At 71.6% G+C, this 17,796-nt stretch carries 15 protein-coding genes and 1 pseudogene; 7 read left to right on the top strand and 9 right to left on the bottom strand.

Annotated elements, in window-relative coordinates; translation table 11 throughout:
- Positions 1-338: 338 nt before the first annotated feature.
- On the bottom strand, positions 339-1,313 hold the full coding sequence (locus J7E86_RS06465) for a YafY family protein (RefSeq protein ID WP_215080541.1): 975 nt from the start codon (positions 1,311-1,313) through the stop codon (positions 339-341).
- Between the two features lie 91 nt (positions 1,314-1,404).
- Between J7E86_RS06465 and J7E86_RS06470 the strand changes: the two genes are divergently transcribed.
- The 3 genes from J7E86_RS06470 to J7E86_RS06480 all read left to right on the top strand — a co-directional run bounded on the left by J7E86_RS06470 (position 1,405) and on the right by J7E86_RS06480 (position 4,610).
- Positions 1,405-2,913, top strand: a complete 1,509-nt coding sequence (locus tag J7E86_RS06470; protein ID WP_215080542.1) for an MFS transporter — start codon at positions 1,405-1,407, stop codon at positions 2,911-2,913.
- Between the two features lie 182 nt (positions 2,914-3,095).
- Complete coding sequence (locus tag J7E86_RS06475) at positions 3,096-3,875, top strand: class I SAM-dependent methyltransferase (RefSeq protein ID WP_215080543.1); 780 nt, start codon at positions 3,096-3,098, stop codon at positions 3,873-3,875.
- Between the two features lie 12 nt (positions 3,876-3,887).
- The gene (locus tag J7E86_RS06480; RefSeq protein WP_308312492.1) at positions 3,888-4,610 is read left to right on the top strand and encodes a VIT family protein; all 723 of its coding nucleotides are present in this window, start codon (positions 3,888-3,890) and stop codon (positions 4,608-4,610) included.
- A 36-nt stretch (positions 4,611-4,646) separates the two neighbouring features.
- Here J7E86_RS06480 and J7E86_RS06485 read toward each other — a convergent pair whose 3' ends face one another.
- Positions 4,647-5,744: a P1 family peptidase gene (locus J7E86_RS06485; protein ID WP_215080544.1), complete on the bottom strand. Its 1,098-nt coding sequence runs from the start codon at positions 5,742-5,744 to the stop codon at positions 4,647-4,649.
- Between the two features lie 44 nt (positions 5,745-5,788).
- Positions 5,789-6,997: a low temperature requirement protein A gene (locus J7E86_RS06490; protein WP_215080545.1), complete on the bottom strand. Its 1,209-nt coding sequence runs from the start codon at positions 6,995-6,997 to the stop codon at positions 5,789-5,791.
- An 81-nt stretch (positions 6,998-7,078) separates the two neighbouring features.
- On the opposite strand from J7E86_RS06490, the gene J7E86_RS06495 reads away from it, so the two are divergent.
- Complete coding sequence (locus tag J7E86_RS06495; RefSeq protein ID WP_215080546.1) at positions 7,079-7,264, top strand: hypothetical protein; 186 nt, start codon at positions 7,079-7,081, stop codon at positions 7,262-7,264.
- A 75-nt stretch (positions 7,265-7,339) separates the two neighbouring features.
- Here the strand turns inward: J7E86_RS06495 and J7E86_RS06500 are convergent, their stop codons facing one another.
- The 5 genes from J7E86_RS06500 to J7E86_RS06520 all read right to left on the bottom strand — a co-directional run bounded on the left by J7E86_RS06500 (position 7,340) and on the right by J7E86_RS06520 (position 12,501).
- Positions 7,340-7,765: an MscL family protein gene (locus J7E86_RS06500; RefSeq protein ID WP_251018759.1), complete on the bottom strand. Its 426-nt coding sequence runs from the start codon at positions 7,763-7,765 to the stop codon at positions 7,340-7,342.
- Between the two features lie 154 nt (positions 7,766-7,919).
- On the bottom strand, positions 7,920-8,771 hold the full coding sequence (locus tag J7E86_RS06505; RefSeq protein WP_215080548.1) for an S-methyl-5'-thioadenosine phosphorylase: 852 nt from the start codon (positions 8,769-8,771) through the stop codon (positions 7,920-7,922).
- Positions 8,772-9,030: 259 nt separating this feature from the next.
- Positions 9,031-9,363, bottom strand: a complete 333-nt coding sequence (locus J7E86_RS06510; RefSeq protein ID WP_215080549.1) for an FmdB family zinc ribbon protein — start codon at positions 9,361-9,363, stop codon at positions 9,031-9,033.
- Between the two features lie 66 nt (positions 9,364-9,429).
- The gene (locus tag J7E86_RS06515; RefSeq protein WP_215080550.1) at positions 9,430-10,707 is read right to left on the bottom strand and encodes an MFS transporter; all 1,278 of its coding nucleotides are present in this window, start codon (positions 10,705-10,707) and stop codon (positions 9,430-9,432) included.
- Positions 10,708-10,968: 261 nt separating this feature from the next.
- Positions 10,969-12,501, bottom strand: coding sequence for a potassium/proton antiporter (locus tag J7E86_RS06520; RefSeq protein ID WP_308312494.1), 1,533 nt, complete (start codon positions 12,499-12,501; stop codon positions 10,969-10,971).
- 203 nt (positions 12,502-12,704) lie between these two features.
- Here J7E86_RS06520 and J7E86_RS06525 point away from each other — a divergent pair, with 203 nt between their 5' ends.
- Positions 12,705-15,575, top strand: coding sequence for a penicillin acylase family protein (locus J7E86_RS06525; RefSeq protein ID WP_215080551.1), 2,871 nt, complete (start codon positions 12,705-12,707; stop codon positions 15,573-15,575).
- A gap of 69 nt (positions 15,576-15,644) precedes the next feature.
- Here the strand turns inward: J7E86_RS06525 and J7E86_RS06530 are convergent, their stop codons facing one another.
- A complete protein-coding gene (locus tag J7E86_RS06530; protein WP_215080552.1) occupies positions 15,645-16,274 on the bottom strand; it encodes a 5-formyltetrahydrofolate cyclo-ligase in 630 nt (209 codons plus the stop codon).
- Between the two features lie 63 nt (positions 16,275-16,337).
- On the opposite strand from J7E86_RS06530, the gene galU reads away from it, so the two are divergent.
- A complete protein-coding gene (galU, locus tag J7E86_RS06535) occupies positions 16,338-17,279 on the top strand; it encodes a UTP--glucose-1-phosphate uridylyltransferase GalU (protein WP_215080553.1) in 942 nt (313 codons plus the stop codon).
- Positions 17,263-17,796 (top strand): annotated as a pseudogene (locus tag J7E86_RS06540) (molybdopterin molybdenumtransferase MoeA); the annotation flags it as partial. The gene galU and the pseudogene J7E86_RS06540, both read left to right, overlap by 17 nt.

A 17,796-nucleotide genomic window follows, 5' to 3' on the forward strand; every position in this document is an offset into this window, starting at 1 on the left:
GCTCAAGACCCTGACGGCCCCGACCGCGCCCAAGCCGGCCCGCCTGCCGGCCAAGGAGAGCGGTTCGCTCAAGGACCTGTCGGTGAAGCACACGGTCGCCACTTTGGCCGCGCCGGATCGGCGGTAGGTCGTATCCGGCGGATCTCCGGCTGCGGGCTCTCTTCGCCGCCTGCGGCGGCGGGCGCCCTGCGGGCGCGTCCTCAAACGCCGGACGGGCTTGATTTCGCTGGGCTCAGCCGCTTTCAGCCCGTCCGGCGTTTGAGGACACAGCACAGCAGCCCGTCCGGCGTTTGGGGACGCCCCCCGCGCAGCGGTGGTCCGCAGCACCCGCTCACCCCCTAGCCCACCGCAGGACACCCCGCCGCGCGGCTGATCCGCGCCCCCAGCCCCCGCAGATGGTCGATCAGTTCCCGTGGCTCGTGGACCTCGAAGTCGCAGTCCAGGAGGGCCAGGCGGAATGCGATCCACTCCAGGGAGTCCGCCGTCGTCAGGTCCAGGCGGCAGGTTTCGGCGTCGAGGGGTTCGGGGGTGGCGATGGAGCGGGGGAGGCGGGCGGCCACGGACGCCGCCGGGGCGTGGAGCGTGGCGACGACGCGGTACGTCGGCTGGAGCCGGGCCAGGGAGCGGCTCATGAACTCCGCCGCGTCCGCCGCCGGCAACTCCCGCGGTTCGAACCGCGCTCCTGTCGCGAACGGCTCACTGACCCGGTCCACCCGGAACGTCCGCCAGTCCGTCCGGTCGATGTCGTACGCCACCAGATACCAGCGCCGTCCCGTGCTCACCAGCCGGTGCGGCTCCACCAGCCGCCGCGTGCGCGTCCCGTCCCCCTTGCGGTACGCGAACCGCAGCCGCTCGTGCCCCGTGGCCGCCGCCGCCATCGCGGTCAGCGTCCGCGGGTCGACCGTCGCGCCGTCACCGCCCGTGAGCGGCACCGTCGCCGCCTGGAGCGCGGCGACACGGTGCCGCAGCCGGGACGGCAGCACCTGTTCCAGCTTGGCGAGGGCTCGTACGGACGCCTCCTCGATGCCCTCGACGGCGTGCCCCGCGCCCGCCCGCAACCCCACCGCGATGGCGACGGCCTCCTCGTCGTCGAGGACGAGCGGCGGCATCGCCGCCCCGGCCGCCAGCCGGTATCCGCCGATCGCGCCCATCGTCGCCTGCACGGGATAGCCCAGATCGCGCAGTCGTTCGACGTCGCGCCGGATCGTGCGCGTGGTGACGCCCAGCCGCTCCGCGAGCTCGCTGCCCGGCCACTCGCGCGGGGTCTGGAGGAGGGAGAGCAGATTCAACAGCCGTGCCGGGGTGTCGGTCATGTCACCCAGGGTGCCAGCGAAGTGGGACATAAGCTGTCCTACATGGCCCCTAGGGTCGTGGCTGTTCCCGAACAGGAAAGGCCACCGCCTGATGACCACCGCCTCCCCGCCCGCCGCCGACCGCCGCCGCTGGCTGGCGCTCGCGGTCGTGATGACCGCGTCCTTCATGGACCTGGTCGACGTCACGATCGTCAACATCGCGATGCCGAGCATCCAGCGCGACATCGACGCCTCCTTCAGCGTCCTGCAGTGGCTCAGCGAGGGCTACGCGCTCGCGTTCGCCATCGGCCTGATCACGGGCGGGCGCCTCGGTGACATCTACGGCCGCAAGAAGATGTTCCTGCTGGGCATGGGCGGCTTCACGCTCGCCTCGATGCTGTGCGGCGTGGTGAGCGACCCGCAGCTGCTGGTCGCCGCCCGGGTGCTCCAGGGCCTGATGGCCGCGGTGATGGTGCCTCAGGTGCTGTCGATCATCCACGTCACCTTCCCCGCCCACGAGCGCGGCAAGGTCTTCGGGATGTTCGGCGCGGTCGTCGGCCTCGGCGCGGTCTCCGGCCCGCTGCTGGGTGCCCTGCTGACGCAGTGGAACCTGTTCGGCCTGGAGTGGCGCCCGATCTTCCTGATCAACCTCCCCGTGGGCATGGCCGGGCTGATCCTCGGCCGGCGCTTCATCATCGAGTCCAAGGCGCCCAAGGCGATGCGGCTGGACCTCGTCGGCGTGGCCCTGGCCAGCGCCGGACTGCTGATGCTGCTCTACCCCCTCACCCAGGGCCGCGAGCACGACTGGCCGCTGTGGGGCTTCGTCGCCATGGCCCTCTCGGTGCCGGTGTTCGTCGCCTTCGTCGCGTACGAGCGCCACAAGACCCGCAAGGACGGCTCGCCGCTGGTCGAGCTGTCGCTGTTCAAGGTCAAGAGCTTCTCCGCCGGCATCGGCGTACAGCTGACCTTCGGCGTCGCGACCGGCATCTTCTTCCTGGTCTGGACGCTGTACATGCAGATCGGCCTGGGCTGGACCGCGCTGCGCTCGGGTCTGACCGGCATCCCGTTCTCGCTCGCCGTCTCGACGGCCGCCGGCATGTCCGTGCAGAAGCTGGTGCCCAGGTTCGGGCGCAAGGTGCTCCAGGCCGGGGCACTGGTGATGGCGACCGGCGTGCTGCTCTACATCTGGGAGGCCGACCGCTACGGCGCGGACATAAAGTCCTGGCAGATGGCGCTGCCGCTGGTCGTGATGGGCGCGGGCATGGGTCTGATCGTCGCCCCGATCACGGACTCGGTCCTCTCGGAGGTGCCGCGTGAGCATGCCGGTTCCGCGTCCGGCCTGATCAACACCACCCAGCAGCTCGGCAACGCGATCGGCCTGGGCCTGGTCTCGGTGGCCTTCTTCGGCGTCGTCGACGACGCCGACCCGCGGCGCCGGGCGCTGGCGGACATCTTCGGCGACGCCTTCACGCACGCCATGTGGTGGGTCGCGGGCGGCATGGCGGTGGTCTTCGCGCTGCTGTTCCTGCTGCCGAAGCGCTCGCACCACGAGCGGCCGGAAGAGCCGGAGGACGAGGCCGTCCCCGCCGGTGAGCAGGAGAAGGAGCTCGCCGCGCGGTAGGGGAACGACGGTGACGGTCACGGCCTGACCGGACGATGCGGGCGGGTGGGGCACGGAAGTGCCCCACCCGCCCCTGCCTGTTTCGGGGGGTTCCGCGCCGGGATGGATAGAGGGACCGGCGCAGCGGCGTCGCGACTCCACCCACCACCCCGCCCGTACGAGCCCAGCCGGAGGTCCCTCCCATGACGTCCCCCAAAGCTCTGCTCAAGAACCGCGCCCACCTCACCCACAAGGTGCGGTACGCGGTGAGCAACCCGGCCCGTATCGCCCCCTACCTCAGGCGCACCGCCCGTGACAGCTGGCTGCGCCTCAAACACCCCGACCACATCGCCTACTACCGCGCGGTCATGGCCTCCGACACCGCCCGCGACCCGGAGGCCGCCGTCGGCAGCCACGGCCACGACCGCTGGCTCGCCCTCGGGCAGATGCAGTTCGACTACCTCCTGGAGCACGGCATCGCCCCGCACCACCGCATGCTCGACATCGGCTGCGGCAACCTGCGCGCGGGCCGCCTCTTCATCGGCCACCTCGACGCCGGCCACTACTACGGCATCGACATCTCCCCCGACATCCTCATCTCGGCCAAGCGGACCCTGACGGCGTACGGCCTCCAGGACAAGCTGCCCCACCTCACCCTCACCAGGAACCTCACCCTCGACTTCCTCCCCGACCGGTACTTCGACGTCGTCCACGCGCACAGCGTCTTCTCGCACTCGCCGATCGCGGTCATCGACGAATGCCTGGCGAACGTCGGCCGCGTGCTCGCCCCCGGCGGCTTCTTCGACTTCACCTTCGACCGCACCGAGGGTGCCGAGCACCAGGTGCTGCGCGAGGACTTCTACTACCGCACCGGGACGCTGACCGCCCTCGCCGAGAGACACGGGCTGCGGGCGCGCTTCATGGAGGACTGGGAGGAGCGACCCCACGGCCAGTCGAAGATCCGGGTGAGCGCCGGGGAATGAGAACCTCGCTGCGTGAGCAGCGACGAGATCCTCCCCTCGCACGACGAGGCGCACGCGGGCGTGCTCGGCCCCCGGCTGAACTGGCTGCGGGCCGCCGTCCTCGGCGCCAACGACGGCATCGTCTCCACCGCCGGCCTGGTCGTCGGCGTGGCCGGTGCCACGGACGCGCGCGGCACCCTCCTGACCGCCGGACTCGCCGGCCTGCTGGCCGGATCGATGTCGATGGCGGCGGGGGAGTACGTGTCCGTGAGCACCCAGCGCGACTCCGAACGGGCCGCGCTGGCCCTGGAACGCCGGGAGCTCGCGACCACCCCGCAGGCCGAACTGGCCGAACTCACCGGCTTGCTGGAAGGCAAGGGCCTCACCCGTGAGCTGGCCCGCGAGGTCGCCGAACAGCTCACCGACCACGACGCGCTCCGCGCCCACGCCGAAGTCGAACTCGGCATCGACCCCGACGCGCTCACCAACCCCTGGCACGCCGCCGGCGCGAGTTTCCTGGCCTTCACGGCGGGCGCGCTGCTGCCTCTGCTGGCCATCGTCCTGCCTCCCGCCGCCGTCCGCCTGCCGGTCACTGTCGTGGCCGTCCTCGGCGCGCTGATCCTCTGCGGCTGGGGCAGCGCGCGGCTGGGCGAGGCCCCGGCGGGCCGGGCGATGCTGCGGAACGCGGGGGGTGGGGCGCTGGCGATGGGGGTGACGTATGCGGCGGGAGTGCTGCTGGGGGCGGCGGGGGTGTGACCGAGGGACGGAGCCCGGCAGGGGAAAGGAACCGCCCTACTCCCCGTACAACTCCCTGTACGACGGAAAGACCCCACCCGCCCCGTCCACACCCTCCGCCGCCCACACCGCCTTCACCACCGCCCGCAAAAGCACATCCGCCCCCGCCGCCAGGATCTCGTTCAGCGCCCCTGCCGCCAGCACCCCGCCGTCGTCGAGGACGTCCTCACCGACCAGCCCCCGCGCCCCCGTCGCCAGCGCGAACACCGTGTCCCCGTCGTTCAGCAGGTGTACGGGCCGCACCGCGCGGGCCAGACCGTCGTGTGCCGTGCCGGCGAGCTTCTGCGCCTGGGCGCGGGTCAGCGCGGCATCCGTGGCGATCACGGCGAGCGTCGTGTTGAGGGGCGGGCGCACCGATGCCGCCGAACGCCCGGCCGACTCCAGGCGGGCCGCCGCCAGCGCCCGCTGTGCGGCCGCGTGCCGGTCCGGCCCGGGCACCTCGACCATGCCCTGGGCCAACTGCCCGTACAGCGCGCCCGTCGACGGTTCCACCACCGAGCCCGCCGCGTTGACGACGGCCAGCGCGGCGACGGTCGTCCCCGACGGCAGGACGACACTGGCCGTGCCGACGCCGCCCTTGAGCCCGCCGACCACCGCGCCCGCCCCGGCCCCGGCATTGCCCTGCGCGACCGGCGCCCCCTCCTCCGTACGGGACGCGGCCTCGACCGCCTCCCGGCCCAGCGCGGCGTCGGGCCGGGCCCGCCAGTCGCCGCCGCGCCCCAGGTCGAACAGGGCCGCCGCCGGGACGACCGGCACGACCTGCGCCGGGTCCGGACCCACCCGGAAACCCCGGCCCGCGTCCTCCAGCCAGGCCACCACCCCCGAGGCGGCGTCCAGGCCGAACGCGCTGCCGCCGCAGAGCACGACCGCCTCCACGCGCTGTACGAGGTTCCGCGGGTCCAGGGCGTCGGTCTCCCGCGTGCCCGGCCCGCCGCCGCGCACGTCCACGGCGGCCACGGCGCCGCCCTCGCCGGTGAGCACGACGGTGGTGCCGGTCAGGGCACCGTCACCGACGCGCTCCGCGTGGCCCACGCGGAGCCCCGCGACGTCGGTGAGGGCGTCCCGCGCCCCGGGGCGTGCGGTCGCGTCAGTCATGGGGCATGGGTATCACGGCACCCGGTGGGGCCGTGGGCCGTTCGTCATCGAAGTCCGGCAGGCGCGGGGGTGTCGGCCGCGGCGCTCCGCCACGTCAGCGCGACCCCCACCGCGACCGTCGCCAGCGCCACCGCCCCCGTGGCCGGCACCGCCGCGCGGCCCGCGAACGTGCAGGCCAGCACCGCCACGGCCGACACCGGCAGTACCGCCTGCTGCGCCAGGCCGCGCTTGTGGTGACGGGAGTGGATCAGCCACACCGAGAACAGGAACAGCGCCGTGGGCACCGTCACCGCGCAGGCCGCCGCGAGCGACGAGATGTGCGCCTTGCCGATGGCCTCCTCGATCACCACCTCGATGCCCGCGCCCACGGCGGCCACCGAGCCGAAGACCAGGTAGTGGCCGTAACCCCACAGGAACGCCTGCCGGTTGGAGGCGAGATGCAGGTGGATGGGCACGGCGAAGTAGATCCAGTACGCGGCGAAGATGATCAGCAGTCCGCCGGCCGCGATCGGCAGGAGCGTGCCCAGCGCCTCGTTCTCGTCCAGCGCCGACTGCACGGCGGTGGTGGCGGCCAGCACCGTCTCGCCGAGCACGATGATGGTGAACAGGCCGTACCGCTCGGCGATGTGATGCGGATGCCAGCCCGTCTGATGGCGGCGTTCGGCGACCACGGGAACCGCCAGTTCCACGAGCGCCATCGCCAGGAACAGCCACGGCTTGGCGTGACCGGGCAGGAGCAGCAGGCCCAGCCAGCCGACCTGGCACAGGCTCACCCCCGCCGCGTACAACTGCGCCGTGCGCCGCGCCTCGCCCGTCGAGGACCGCGCCGCCCGGAGCCACTGCGTGACCAGCGCCAGGCGCATCACCAGATAGCCGAGCCAGACCACCGTGAAGTCGCCGTCGCCGAACGCCCTCGGCACACCCGCCGCGAGGATCAGCACTCCGGCCATCTGTACGAGCGTCACGACGCGGTAGGGCACGTCGTCGGTGTCGTAGGCGGAGGAGAACCATGTGAAGTTGAGCCACGCCAGCCACACGGCGAAGAACATCATCAGATAGCCGGGCACCCCGTGCTCCGGATGTCCCTCGGCGAGCGCGTGCACCAGCTGCCGGCCGGCCTGCGCCACCGCCACCACGAAGCAGAGGTCGAAGAAGAGCTCCAGCGGTGTCGCGGCGCGGTGCTCCTCGTCGCGCCCGCGCTCGGTCATCCTGCGCAGCACGCCGGCCCGGGCGCGGGGTGCGTCCTCGCTCATAGGGCGATTCTCGCCGCGTGTGCCGCCTCCCGCGCGCGGAGACGGACCGGGGGAGGGAGGCCGGGCCCGTACCCTGGACGCATGAGCAGCAACGCCCCCGAGCCCGCGCCGCGGCCGCGCACCCCCGCCGCCCTGATCTTCGACGACCCGCTGTCGCAGCAGTCCTCGGACGACACGGACCGCGGCTGGGGCGACCGCCCGACCGGCGGGGGCGCGTCCGCCGACCTCTCCCGCTTCCTGGACGAGAAGCCGCCGCACCACGTCTGAATCAGCCCGTCCGGGGGCACCCCGGACGGAGCCCGGGGGTTCGAGGACCGGGGGTCCGGGGCGGAGCCCCGGCACTTACCGCTGCGCCGGCACCGCGTCGGCCCCCGGCCCCCGCCGCTGCTCCACGAGCGCGTCGCGGATCTGAGCGAGCAGCTCCAGCTCCGTCTCCTTGGCCGGCGAAGCCGGCACCCGCGCCGCCTGCCGGTCCTGCCACCGCTTCATCGGCAGCAGCATCAGGAAGTAGACGACCGCCGCCGTGATCACGAACGTGAGCGTCGCGCTGAGCACCGAGCCCCACTGGATGAAGACGCCGTCGGTCACCTCGCCCGCCTTGTTCCGGGCGCACGGGCCCTTGAGGCAGGACGCGTAGTGATCGAGGTCCTTGGTGCCGAAGGCGCCGACGACCGGGTTGATCACGCCCTTGACCACGGAGTTCACGATGTTCGTGAACGCGGCTCCGATGACGACGGCGACCGCGAGGTCTATCACGTTGCCCCGCATCAGGAACGCCTTGAAGCCCCCGAGGACGCCTGTCTTCTTCTCGCCTGCCGCAGTCACCGAACAGCCTCTCTGTCTCCACTGGCCGGAATAGCTCACTCCGGAACGTCCCGGAGATTTTGCCAGCTCCGCCCGGCCGCCCGGGAACGCCGAGCCGCTAAGGCAACGGGATACCCAGGTCCCCGCCGCCCTGCACGCCCGCGCACAGACAGTCCCGGGCATCGGACTCCGGCAGTGCGCAGACCGCCGCGAAGAGCACGTCGCGCAGCCGGCCCACGTTCTGCGCGAAGACCCGCATGACCTCGTCGTGGGAGACGCCGTCGCCCGTCTCGGCGCCCGCGTCCAGGTCCGTGACCAGCGCCATCGAGGTGTAGCAGAGGCCCAGCTCGCGGGCGAGCACGGCCTCCGGGTGCCCGGTCATGCCGACCACCGACCAGCCCTGGGCGGCGTGCCAGCGCGACTCGGCGCGGGTGGAGAAGCGCGGCCCCTCGATGACCACCATCGTGCCGCCGTCCACGACCGGCTCCCAGCCGTGCCCGCGCGCCACCGCGACCGCCACCGCGCGCCCCACGGGGCAGTAGGGGTCGGCGAAGGTCGTGTGCACGACCTCGGGGGCCGTGCCGTCGGGAAGCGGCTCCCCGTCGAAGAACGTCTGCGTGCGGGCCTTCGTACGGTCCACGAGCTGGTCCGGTACGAGCAGTGTCCCCGGCCCGTACTCCGGCCGCAGCCCGCCCACCGCGCACGGGCCCAGCACCTGCCGCACGCCCACGGCGCGCAGGGCCCACAGGTTGGCCCGGTAGTTGATGCGGTGCGGCGGGAGGGTGTGGCTCCGGCCGTGGCGCGGCAGGAAGGCGACCTGACGCCCGGCCAGTTCGCCGACGAAGAGCGAGTCGCTCGGCGGCCCGTAGGGCGTCTTCACCGTGACCTCGGTCACGTCCTCCAGGAAGGAGTAGAACCCCGACCCGCCGATCACGCCTATGTCCGCACGCATCGTGCCCAAATCGACCATGCCGTCACCCTAGGCCGTCCGGCGGGTCTTCGGCTGCGGGCCGTCTTTGCCGCCTGCGGCGGCGGGCGCCCTGCGGGCGCGTCCTCAAGCGCCGGACGGGCTTGAATGGGCTGGGCTCAGCCGCTTTCAGCCTGTCCGGCGCTTGAGGACACAGCACAGCAGCCCGTCCGGCGTTTGAGGGCACCCCCGCGCACGACGGCGCCCGCCGGCCCTCGGTGAGGGCCGGCGGGCGCCGGGTGTACGGGGGTGACGCGCTGCGTCAGGCGGCCGACGAGGTGCTGCTCGACGTGGTCGAGGCGCTCGACGAGCCCGACGAGGAGGAGGTCGTCGAGGAGGCCGTGGAGGCCGAGTCCGAGCCGCTCTTGGACGACGTGGACGTGCTCGACGCCTTCGCGGGGCTGCTGCTGGACGACGAGCCGCGGCTGTCGTTGCGGTAGAACCCGGAGCCCTTGAAGACGATGCCGACCGCGGAGAACACCTTCTTCAGGCGTCCGTCGCAGCTCGGGCACACGGTCAAGGCGTCATCGGTGAACTTCTGCACCGCCTCGAGGCCCTCGCCGCACTCGGTGCACTGGTACTGGTAAGTCGGCACTTGCTCCTCCTGGCACTCTCACTCGTTGAGTGCTAACGACGATCCATAGTGCAGCATTCCCGGCCGTCAGTCCACCGGGACGGGCTCGCGGTGACCGACCCCACGTGCGGCGATCCGCGACTCGCCCTTGGGCGTGAGCGCCTTGCGCAGCGTGAGCAGGACCACCACGGCAGCCGCCGTGCCCACCAGCGGCACCAGGAATCCGGTGCTCGCGCCGTGGCCGTCGATCAGCTTGCCGCCGATGGCGCCGCCGGCCGCCTGGCCGAGGCCGACCGCGCCGGTCAGCCAGGTGAACGCCTCGGTGCGGGCGTTCGTCGGGACGAGCTGCTCCACCAGCGTGTAGCCGGTGATCAGCGCCGGGGCGATGCACAGGCCGACCAGCAGGCCGAGCCCGCCCAGCACCGGCAGCGCGTGCGCCGCCCACAGCGGGGAGGTGGCCAGCACCAGCAGCGGGTAGGCGATCAGCAGCCGGCGCTGCGGGGTGACGCGCCAGGCGATGGCACCGCAGATCAGGCCCGCGATCATGTTTCCGGCCGCGAACGTGCCGTACATCAGACCGTTGAGGCCCGGCTCGCCGAGCTCCTTGGTGAAGGCGGTCATCGACACCTGCATGCCGCCGAAGACGGCACCGATGCCGAGGAACGAGACCGCCAGGACGCGCACGCCGGGCACGGACAGCGCCGACGCGCTCTTCTCGTGGCCGCCGGCCGCCGTACGGCTCGGCACGGGCTGGGTGGCCCGCTGGGCGGCGAACAGCAGACCGCCGATCAGGGTGAGCGCCGCCTCGGTGACCAGACCGGCGGCCGGGTGGACGCTGGTGCACAGCGCCGTGGCCAGCACCGGACCGATCACGAACGTGAATTCGTCGGTGACCGACTCGAAGGCCGCGGCCGTCGGCATCAGTGGCGAGCCCTCCAGCTTCGCCGCCCAGCGGGCCCGCACCATGGGGCCGATCTGCGGGGTGGAGGCACCGGCCGGCACCGCCGCGGCGAAGAGCGCCCACAGCGGCGCGTCCGCCAGCGCCAGGGTGATCAGCAGCGAGATCGCCGCGGCGTGCACGACCACGCCGGGCATCAGGACCCTGCCCTGTCCGAAGCGGTCCGCGAGCTTGCCGCTCTGCGGGGCGAACAGCGCCATGGCGACACCCGCCGTCGCCGAGACGGCGCCGGCGATGCCGTACGAGTCGGTGGTGTGCTCGACGAGCAGCAGGATGCCGATGGTCAGCATCGCGAACGGCTGCCGGGCCAGAAAGCCGGGGAGCAGGAACGTCCAGGCGCCCCGGGTGCGGAGCAACTGTCCGTATCCGGGGCGTGCGCCGGTGTGGTCGTTGACCGTGGATGCCACGGCCGGGCCTTTCCGCCGCCTGGTAGCGCACCACCGAACGGGATCGCCGCACGGAGCGCGCCGAGAGCTGTCCTCTCGCGCAGGACCGTGGTAGATGCCGTGCGGGCCGCCTTCTGCGGCCGCGGCCGCCGTGCGGTCGCGCCAGCCCTGCATCAGGCAGAGTTGGTTCGGTAGTGAAGATGTACGAAGCCGCGCCGCTGGGAGCCGCGCGACCTGGTGCCCACGGAGTGGGTATCCGTGAAGAAATAATCGATAAAGAGACTACTTCCCCTTTATCGTACCCGGAGACCCCAGCCAGCCCGCAAGCTTTCCTCCCTCGCCGACCGCCCGCAGCCGCTTCTCGGTCGCGTCCCGGACCGGATCCGTGGCCACGACCAGCAGCTCGTCGCCCCGGCGCAGCACGGTCGCGGGCGACGGGACGAAGCTCCTGCCGTCGCGCACGACGAGGGTCACCGCGGCCCCCGGGGGCAGTCTCAGCTCGCCGACCTCCACGCCGTGCATCTTCGACGCCTCGGGGATCGCCACCGAGAGCAGGTGGCCGCGCAGCCGCTCCAGCGGCGCGGACTCGATGCCGAGGTCCTCCGGCTCGTTGTCGCCCAGCCGCAGCCGCCTGGCCAGCCAGGGCAGCGTCGGGCCCTGCACCAGCGTGTAGACGATCACCAGCACGAAGACGATGTTGAAGATCCGGCGGCTGTCGTTGACCTCGGCCACCATCGGGATGGTGGCGAGCACGATCGGGACGGCGCCGCGCAGCCCGGCCCAGGAGAGCAGGGTCTTCTCCTGCCAGGTCGTGCGGAAGGGCGCGGTGCTCAGGAACACCGACAGCGGTCGGGCCACCATGGTCAGCACCAGCCCGACGACGAGCGCGGGCAGGATGTCGTCGCCCAGCTCGTGCGGGGTGACGAGCAGGCCGAGCAGCACGAACATGCCGATCTGGGCGATCCAGCCGAGCCCCTCGGCGAAGCCCCGGGTGGCCGGATAGTGCGGCAGCTTGGCGTTGCCGAGGATCAGTGCGGCCAGATAGACGGCCAGGAAGCCGGAGCCGTGCGCGAGCGCGCCGCCCGCGTAGGCGGCGGTGGCGATGGCCATCACGGCGATCGGGTAGAGGCCGGAGGCGGGCAGGGCCACGTGCCGCAGCCCGTACGCGCCGAGGAAGCCGACCGCGAGGCCGATGCCCGCGCCGATCGCCAGCTCCAGGGCGATCTTCCCGACGAGCAGGTACCAGTGGTCGACCGGGCCGGCCGCGGAGAACGCGACGACGAGGATGACGACGGGGGCGTCGTTGAAGCCCGACTCCGCCTCCAGGACGCCGGTCAGGCGGGAGGGGAGCGGCACGTTCCGCAGGACGGAGAAGACGGCCGCCGCGTCGGTGGAGGAGACCACGGCGCCGATGATCAGTGCCTGGCGCCATTCGACGCCGGCCAGGTAGTGCGCGGCCGCGGCGGTGACGCCCACGCTGAGCGCGACGCCGACGGTGGAGAGCACGGCCGCCGACGGGAGCGCCGGTTTGATCTCGTGCCACTTCGTGCCGAGACCGCCCTCGGCGAGGATCACGACGAGCGCGGCGTATCCGATGGTCTGGGTGAGGCCGACGTCGTTGAAGGAGACGCCGATGCCGTCCTGGCCGATGGCGACGCCGATGCCGAGGTAGATGAGCAGGCTGGGGAGCCCGCTGCGCGAGGAGACCCGCACCGCCGCCACCGCGACGAGCAGTACGAGCGAGCAGATCAGCAGGAGTTCGTTGAGGTGGTGGACAGTCAGGGGCCGGTTCCCTTCACGAGTCTTTCCACGGATATCGGCTGAAACGTTCCTCCAGCCGATCGGTACTTCGTTTCCTAACCTAATATTTTACGGGTTCTTGACGCGTGATCGTCGCCACAGGGACCGAACGCGATTGATCTCACTGTGCCGGTCGGACTCCGCGTCCGGGCGTCCGGTGCCCTGCGCCTATGGTTGCTTCAGCACTCCAGGACCACCCTGCCCCTCTAAGGACAGCGATGCCCGCCAACAAGTCCGGCCCTTCCGGCAAGAAGAAGACCGGTAAGAAGAAAGGCCGACGCGCCCGGCTGCTCGTCGTCACCGTCGTGCTGCTGCTCGTGGCGGGCGTCGGCTTCGGCGCGTACTGGAGCGTCAGTACCGTCCGCGCCTCGTTCCCGGAGACCAGCGGCACCCTTGAGCTGAAGGGCCTGTCCGGGCCGGTGAAGGTCGCCCGCGACTCCCACGGCGTCCCGCAGATCTACGCCGACTCCGCGGACGATCTCTTCCGCGCACAGGGCTTCGTCCAGGCGCAGGACCGCTTCTGGGAGATGGACGTCCGCCGGCACCTGACCGCGGGCCGCCTCTCCGAGATGTTCGGTGACGGGCAGGTGGAGACCGACGCCTTCGTACGGACCATGGGCTGGCGGAAGGTCGCGCAGGAGGAGTACGACACCAAGCTCTCCGCGACCACGAAGAAATACCTCCAGGCGTACTCCGACGGTGTCAACGCCTACCTCAAGGACCATCAGGGCAAGTCGCTGTCCGTCGAATACGCGGCCCTGGAGTTCCAGCACGACTACAAGCCCGAGCAGTGGACCCCGGTCGACTCCGTCGCCTGGCTCAAGGCGATGGCCTGGGACCTGCGCGGCAACATGCAGAACGAGATCGACCGTTCTCTCGCCTCCAACCGGCTGACCCCCCAGCAGATCGAGCAGCTCTACCCGTCGTACCCCTACGACCGGAACAAGCCGATCGTCGAGGGCGGCGCGGTCGACCCGGCCACCAAGTCCTTCGACCCCAAGGCCACGCCGACCACCGGCCAGGTCGGCGGCACCGGCACCGGCGGTGCGGCCAACCCGGGTACGCCCGGCGGCACCGCGGGCAACGGCACGGGCCCGGGCAACAACGGCAACAACAACGCGAACGGCAACGCCGCCACCGGCGGTGGCGCCGGAGCGGCCGGCGGCCTGCGCACCGGACTGGCCTCGCTGTCGAGCACCCTCGACAAGATCCCCGCCCTGCTCGGCCCCGCCGGCAACGGCATCGGGTCCAACTCCTGGGTCGTCTCCGGCAAGTACACGACCACCGGCAAGCCGCTGCTCGCCAACGACCCGCACCTCGCGCCGCAGATGCCCTCGCTCTGGTACCAGATGGGCCTGCACTGCAACAAGGCAAGCGCCGCGTGCCCGTACAACGTGGCCGGCTACACCTTCGCGGGCATGCCCGGCGTGGTCATCGGCCACAACCAGGACATCGCCTGGGGCATGACCAACCTCGGCGCCGACGTCTCCGACCTGTACCTGGAGAAGGTCACCGCCGACAGCTACCTCTACGACGGCAAGCAGGTCCCCTTCGCCACCCGCACGGAGAAGATCAAGGTGGCGGGCGGCAGGACCCGCGACTTCACGATCCGCACCACCAAGAACGGCCCCGTCGTCTCCGACCGCAACAGCGAGCTGGGCAAGGTCGGCAAGGACGCGCCCGTAAAGGATCCCGCGCCCGACCGCGCCGAGGGCTACGCCGTGTCGCTGCGCTGGACCGCGCTGGACCCCGGCAAGACGATGGACGCCCTGCTGGAGCTGAACCGGGCGACCGACTTCGCGCAGTTCCGCCAGGCCGCCGCCGGCTTCGAGGTGCCCTCGCAGAACCTGATCTACGCCGACACCAAGGGCCACATCGGCTACCAGGCGCCCGGCCGCATCCCCGTCCGCAAGGGCGACGGCCGCTACCCCGCGCCCGGCTGGGACTCCGCCTACAAGTGGACCGGCTGGATCCCGCAGGGCGAGCTGCCCTGGGACTACGACCCCAAGCGCGGCTACATCGTCACCGCCAACCAGGCCGTCGCCGACAAGAAGTCCGCCCCGGCCCTGACCGCCGACTGGGGCTACGGCGTCCGCAGCCAGCGCATCAACGACCTCATCCAGTCGAAGATCAAGGACGGGGGCAAGATCTCGACGGACGACATGCAGAAGATGCAGATGGACAACACCAGCGAGATCGCCAAGCTGCTCACGCCCTATCTGCGCAAGATCGACCTCAAGGGTTCCAACGAGCGCGAGACGAAGTACGTCCGCGAGGCCCAGAAGCTCCTGGAGGACTGGGACTACACCCAGGAGGCCGATTCCGCGGCCGCCGCGTACTTCAACGCCGTCTGGCGCAACACCCTCAAGCTCGCCTTCGGCAACAAGCTGCCCAAGGAGCTGCGGGTCAAGGACCAGTGCCTGCGGGTCCGCCCGGCCAACGACGCCGGCCCCCAGGAGGACCTGGACGGCGAGACCCGTCTCGTCCTGGAGTGCGGCGAGCGCGACGCCGACTCGGCGCAGCCCGATGGCGGCGACCGCTGGTTCGAGGTGATCCGCACCATCCTCGACAAGCCGAACGACGACTGGTGGAAGACCAACGGCAGCCGGACCAACCCGGACGACCGCGACCGCAACCGCGACGAGCTGCTGGCCCACGCCATGAAGGACGCCCGCTGGGAGCTCACCTCCAAGCTGGGCAAGGACGTCAATTCCTGGAGCTGGGGCCGCCTGCACCAGCTGACCCTCAGGAACCAGACCCTCGGCACAGAGGGCCCCGGCATCGTCCGCTGGATGCTCAACCGGGGCCCCTGGAACCTCGCGGGCGGCGAGGCCGCGGTCAACGCCGCCGGCTGGAACGCGGCGGGCGGCTACGACGTGATCTGGGTGCCGTCCATGCGGATGGTCGTCAACCTCGGCGACCTCGACAAGTCCCGCTGGATCAACCTCACGGGCGCGTCGGGTCACGCGTACAACGCCCACTACTACGACCAGACGGACAAGTGGGCCAAGGGCGAGCTCCTGCCGTGGGCTTTCAGCCCGAACGCGGTCAAGAAGGGCACGGACGCGGAGCTGACGCTGAAGCCGTAACCGTAGCTGGGGCTCCACAAAGCCCGTCCGGCGATTGAGGGCAACGGGGGCCCGGGGGCTTGCCCCCGGTTACGGGAAGGGGCGGGGCCGGGGAGAGAAACGCCTCACCCCACCGGGCGTGACCGCCACCTGAACGGGGTGGTCGTGAGGTTCCGACGGAACCGCCGCGACCACCTCGTTGTCGTACAGCAGAACCACCCGCGCCGGAGACACCCCGGCACGATCCAGCCGCGCGAGCACCCGGTCGTACGACCCCCCGCCCCGCCCCATCCGCATCCCCCGCGCGTCCACCGCCAGCCCCGGCAGCAGCACCGCGTCCGCGGACGTCACCGCCGAGGGGCCCAGCCGCTCGCCGTCCGGTTCCAGCAGGCCCCGGGACGCCCGTACGAGGTGATCCGCGCCGCGGTAGACGCCCCAGTCGAGATCGTTGTCCGGCAATAGCACCGGAAGCAGTACGCGCACACCGTGTTCCAGGAGCGCGTCGAGGAGCGCGCGGGTGGCCGGCTCACGCCCCACGGAGACGTAGGCCGCCACCGTCCCGGCCTCCGTGAGCTCCGGCAGGGCCAGTGCACGCTGCGTGAGCGCCGTCCCCGCCGCCACCACGTCATTCGGGGTCAATCCGGCCCTCATCGCCAGGAAATCCCGCCGCAACTCGCCTTTGCTACCGTCGTACTTGATCACTGTTCGTACAAACTCCATGTCTCGGGTCATACTCGGTGGAGCCTCATCATCCGCCCAATCCCAACCGTTAGTGTTCGGCTCATGACTCAATCGCGTCCTCGGATCAGCAAGGCTGTCATCCCTGCTGCCGGTCTCGGCACCCGCTTTCTCCCGGCCACCAAGGCCACGCCCAAGGAGATGCTGCCGGTCGTCGACAAGCCGGCGATCCAGTACGTGGTGGAGGAGGCCGTCCTGGCCGGGCTGTCGGACGTCCTCATGATCACTGGCCGTAACAAGCGGCCGCTGGAGGATCACTTCGACCGGAATTACGAGCTGGAGGAGGCCCTGCGGCGCAAGGGCGACGACGGCCGGCTCGCCCGGGTCCAGGAGTCCAGCGACCTGGCGACCATGCACTACGTGCGCCAGGGTGACCCGCGCGGTCTCGGCCACGCCGTGCTCTGCGCGGCCCCGCACGTCGGCGACGAGCCCTTCGCCGTCCTCCTGGGCGACGACCTCATCGACGCCCGCGACCCGCTCCTGTCCCACATGGTCGACATCCAGCGCAAGCACGGCGGCAGCGTGATCGCCCTCATGGAGGTCGATCACTCGCAGATCCACCTCTACGGCTGCGCGGCCGTCAAGCCGACCGACAACCCCACTGTGGTGCAGATCACCGGCCTGGTCGAGAAGCCCGACCCCGCCGAGGCGCCCAGCAACTACGCCGTCATCGGCCGCTACGTCCTCGACCCGGCCGTCTTCGACGTGCTGCGCGAGACCCCGCCCGGCCGCGGCGGCGAGATCCAGCTCACCGACGCCCTCCAGGCCCTCGCCGCCGAGCCCGGCCTCGGCGGACCGGTGCACGGCGTGGTCTTCAAGGGCCGGCGCTACGACACCGGCGACCGCGGCGACTATCTGCGGGCCATTGTCAGACTGGCGTGCGAACGCGAAGATCTTGGTCCGGACTTCCGTTCCTGGCTCCGCCGATACGTCACCGAGGAGATGGAGCACCTTGAGCAGGACCGCCGACATGGGCACGCACGCTGAGACCGACGAGGCGGAGGGTGACGCCGCGAAGGGCACCGAGGCGAAGGACGGCGCCGCGAGGGGCGACACCGCGCGGGACGACGACCGCCTCTGGACGGTGGACGAGCACCTCGCCGACATCCTGAGCACCATCCGTCCCCTGGAGCCGATCGAGCTGCAGATCCTGGACGCCCAGGGCTGCGTTCTGGTCGAGGACGTCACCGTCCCGGCCGCCCTGCCGCCCTTCGACAACAGTTCCATGGACGGCTACGCCGTCCGCACGACGGACGTCGAAGGCGCGAGCGAGGACTTCCCCGCGGTCCTCACCGTCATCGGTGACGTCGCCGCGGGCAGCGGCGAGCTGCCCACCGTCGGCCCCGGCGAGGCAGCCCGCATCATGACCGGCGCCCCGCTGCCGCCGGGCGCCGAGGCCGTGGTCCCCGTGGAGTGGACCGACGGCGGCACCGGCGGCGGCCCCGCCTCCGCCATGGCCGCCCACAGCACCGCCCCCGACGGCGGCACCGGCGAGGTCCGCGTC

The sequence above is a fragment of the Streptomyces sp. ISL-11 genome (assembly GCF_018614525.1).
In the GTDB taxonomy this organism is placed as follows: Bacteria; Actinomycetota; Actinomycetes; order Streptomycetales; family Streptomycetaceae; genus Streptomyces.

Coding starts and splice junctions, on each gene's coding strand:
- J7E86_RS06495 (WP_215080546.1), top strand. CDS start 7,079: ATGAGCAGCAACGCCCCCGAGCCCGCGCCGCGGCCGCGCACCCCCGCC.
- J7E86_RS06525 (WP_215080551.1), top strand. CDS start 12,705: ATGCCCGCCAACAAGTCCGGCCCTTCCGGCAAGAAGAAGACCGGTAAG.
- galU (WP_215080553.1), top strand. CDS start 16,338: ATGACTCAATCGCGTCCTCGGATCAGCAAGGCTGTCATCCCTGCTGCC.
- J7E86_RS06500 (WP_251018759.1), bottom strand. CDS start 7,765: ATGCGGGGCAACGTGATAGACCTCGCGGTCGCCGTCGTCATCGGAGCC.
- J7E86_RS06505 (WP_215080548.1), bottom strand. CDS start 8,771: ATGGTCGATTTGGGCACGATGCGTGCGGACATAGGCGTGATCGGCGGG.
- J7E86_RS06475 (WP_215080543.1), top strand. CDS start 3,096: ATGACGTCCCCCAAAGCTCTGCTCAAGAACCGCGCCCACCTCACCCAC.
- J7E86_RS06485 (WP_215080544.1), bottom strand. CDS start 5,744: ATGACTGACGCGACCGCACGCCCCGGGGCGCGGGACGCCCTCACCGAC.
- J7E86_RS06470 (WP_215080542.1), top strand. CDS start 1,405: ATGACCACCGCCTCCCCGCCCGCCGCCGACCGCCGCCGCTGGCTGGCG.
- J7E86_RS06530 (WP_215080552.1), bottom strand. CDS start 16,274: ATGGAGTTTGTACGAACAGTGATCAAGTACGACGGTAGCAAAGGCGAG.
- J7E86_RS06490 (WP_215080545.1), bottom strand. CDS start 6,997: ATGAGCGAGGACGCACCCCGCGCCCGGGCCGGCGTGCTGCGCAGGATG.
- J7E86_RS06465 (WP_215080541.1), bottom strand. CDS start 1,313: ATGACCGACACCCCGGCACGGCTGTTGAATCTGCTCTCCCTCCTCCAG.